The following is a 2848-nucleotide window of genomic DNA, read 5'->3' on the forward strand; positions in this document are numbered from 1 at the left end:
GTTGTATGTCAATCAACCCGATGCCTAACCCCTCCGTCAAGGGGACTGGCCTGCGGCCAGCCCCTTACGTCGAACGTTARGCATCAAGAGCAATGCGCCGCTGGTCCCGTCTCGGTTCAACGCCCATCGTCGATGACAAATGGCTCCGCGTAACTGCGGATCGCTGCGAAATCGCGCYCGGCAAAGTCATCGAGCCCKTCTACGTCGTCCACGAGAGAGAGTGGGTTCAYGTCTATGCCATCAACAMCAACTCTGAAGTCCTAACCGTTCGTCAGTACAGGTACGGSGCTGACGYCATCTGTACTGAACTGCCAGGCGGAGTAGTTGACCCTGGAGAAGATCCGGAATGCGCCGCCAAGCGAGAACTTCTCGAAGAAACTGGGCACGTGGCCAATCGCTGGTCCTATGTAGGMAAACTTTACGCAAACCCGGCACGCCAAACGAATTCAGTGCACATCTTCGTTGCCGAAGGCCTGGATCTCGTGGGGGAGCAAGCGTTGGACGAATCCGAAGAGATCGCGTGGTCATTCAGCACRCAATCAGAAATCAATGACGCGATCCAGCGGGGTGAGTTTTCACAGGCTCTGCACGTCGCATCRCTGTATCGAGTGCAACAGTTCCTTCGGGCGCGGGGKGATGCCTAACCCCTCAGTCAAGGGGACGTCTTGCGCCAAGGCGCAAGSCGCCCCTTACSTCGAACGTTARGCCGCAATGAAARTCACTCYGCTTACCRCYGAGCATGCTTCGCAATATCGCGAACTCATGCTTCAYGGCTACACCCATGCKCCYGATGCCTTCACTTCCACCSCTGAAGAGCGGGCGGCGATGCCCCTCTCTTGGTGGGCCAASCGCGCCGCCGATCCTGAGGGCAAGAATGTCGCCTTYGGCGCATTYGTCGGCGAGCAGCTGGTTGGTACGGTTGCCGTTGAGTTCTCCTCCAAGCCCAAGACCAAGCACAAGGCTCACATCATTGGCATGTATGTCTTGGAGTCCTCGCGGGGCAAAGGCATTGGKTGCCAKCTGTTGTCCACTGCCGTCGAGCATGCCCGGGCATGTTCTGGCGTTTTGGTTATCACGCTCACCGTCACCGAGGGCAATGCTCCTGCCATTGCGCTCTACGAATCTGCGGGGTTTCGCTCGTTCGGTGTCGAGCCTATGGCGATTCTTACGCCCTCCGGGTACAAAGCCAAGGTCCACATGTGGAGGGCGGCTGCCAATGAGAGCCCTGCGGCCTAACCCCTCCGTCAAGGGGACGTCCCGCAGGCGGGCCGCCCCTTACGTCGAACGTTAGAGCGCTCACTCAATGCGCCACCAGTACCGCGTTACGAAATACGACCCGTCGCTCAGAGCGCGTGACGGCACATTCAAGAAGAGCGAATGGACTTCACGCTCTGATGTTGGCCGCATCTTCGAGGGCGCGCCGCTGCCTGAGTCCGAGTACCTCAAGGTCGAAGCCGCGTATCTCTTCGCTGTCAGAATGTTCCTCACTGAAGCCAAGGTCGAAGTGCTTCAGCTAGGCAGCCTGGAGTGCAACTCCGGTAGTAAGCTGCCGAGATTCGTCAAGCCGCAAGCAGCGCTAACAATTCCCCAATGCGTCGAGTTTGCGCGCCTCGCGTTGCGCGAGGTCGCTTGGGGCAAGCTAGCTGTTCCAGGGCGAGCCTATGTTCACTTTGGCTACGACTTCTATATGTACCTTGGTCTTCCTTCACGGTGCCACAGTGCCATCGCAAAGGTCCAGGGTCGCGGTCTGTTTGTTGAGTCGTTTCGCTCTCCATACCTCCGCCAGCGCCCTAACCCCTCCGTCAAGGGGACGTCTTGCGGCAAGCCGCAATCCGCCCCTTACGTCGAACGTTAGGCTTCCCATTGCTTGGTCTCCCTTGTTTGCACATACCATTGTGAATTGCAGCACTTTCACCTCCGGTTTTCTTCCCCTTCTTCTGGTTGGGTGCGTAACACCGGAATACGTCAAACCGGAGTCGCTGGCTGCTCCAGCAGTGATCGAGGTGGTCGAACTTCAATCGGATCTGACATTCAAGACGGATGGAGACCGTGGTGTCGTAACCTTGGTTTCTGGTGTCTACTCGTCGGTTCAAGAAGACTCTAGAGGCCTCTATTTCAAAGGCCCGGCAAAGGGCGTACATCTGGCCCAGGCAAACGCCATGGGCGGCATGCGCTACTACACCTGGGATGGGGGCTTCTGGATGCCTAAGTCAAAGGAGGAAAAGCCCCGCGTCTTTACGTATCCGAGTTCCGTCGCGGTTTCCGGCGATCCTTCGCGCGCACCCGCCGCGGGGAAGGAAGCCGCAGCGAGGACCGACCTCCTTGCTACAAGCACCATTCCCGCCGGTACGTCGCCAATGGCAGCAGGGCTTAGCGTCGGCCTTGGAATGGGGGTCTTGGCAGTACTTACAACCCCGAGCGAAGCAGATAAGCAGCAAATTGGTTTTCGATTCGATGCTATTCCGAATCGACAAATTCTGGAAGGCAAACTGGTCCACTCGTGTCGGCAGCCTAACCCCTCCGTCAAGGGGACGTCTTGCGGCGAGCCGCAAGCCGCCCCTTACGTCGAACGTTAGGCCCACAGTCGGGTTGAAGGTCGAGTTCGTTTGAAGTCACATCTGCCAATGCCAGCCTCTCAAGGCCTCGGTCTCGATGCCTTGTGCTCATCGGAGGGGCGTGCTCGCTTCAGCGTCGGCGTGGGCTGTCCGTCCTTCGGCGGCCAGCGCACGGTCAGTGGTCACTTTGGTCTTCCGCCTGCCAAGTTGGTCAAGAAATTGAAGCCTTGGCGCTACGTCGCGGTTCAACAGCGCCTGCGGTCACGGCCGGAGCTTGGGGTGAGAACCGCTAC

The 2848-nt window shown here is 58.5% G+C and carries 4 protein-coding genes; all 4 read left to right on the forward strand.

From position 1 onward, the window contains the following. The first annotated feature begins 92 nt into the window (after positions 1–92). Positions 93–644, forward strand: a complete 552-nt coding sequence (locus AC1DYI_RS31560; protein ID WP_477208064.1) for an NUDIX hydrolase — start codon at positions 93–95, stop codon at positions 642–644. Positions 645–711: 67 nt separating this feature from the next. After that, positions 712–1236, forward strand: a complete 525-nt coding sequence (locus AC1DYI_RS31565; RefSeq protein WP_477208061.1) for a GNAT family N-acetyltransferase — start codon at positions 712–714, stop codon at positions 1234–1236. Between the two features lie 67 nt (positions 1237–1303). Next, positions 1304–1855, forward strand: a complete 552-nt coding sequence (locus AC1DYI_RS31570) for a hypothetical protein (RefSeq protein WP_477208062.1) — start codon at positions 1304–1306, stop codon at positions 1853–1855. Between the two features lie 22 nt (positions 1856–1877). After that, the gene (locus AC1DYI_RS31575) at positions 1878–2576 is read left to right on the forward strand and encodes a hypothetical protein (protein ID WP_477208063.1); all 699 of its coding nucleotides are present in this window, start codon (positions 1878–1880) and stop codon (positions 2574–2576) included. Positions 2577–2848: the final 272 nt, after the last annotated feature.

Source organism: Ideonella sp. P3_A4 (assembly GCF_056403075.1).

What these genes read in the sequence shown, in the direction of transcription:
- AC1DYI_RS31570 (WP_477208062.1), top strand. Translation starts at nt 1,304, where the DNA reads ATGCGCCACCAGTACCGCGTTACGAAATACGACCCGTCGCTCAGAGCG.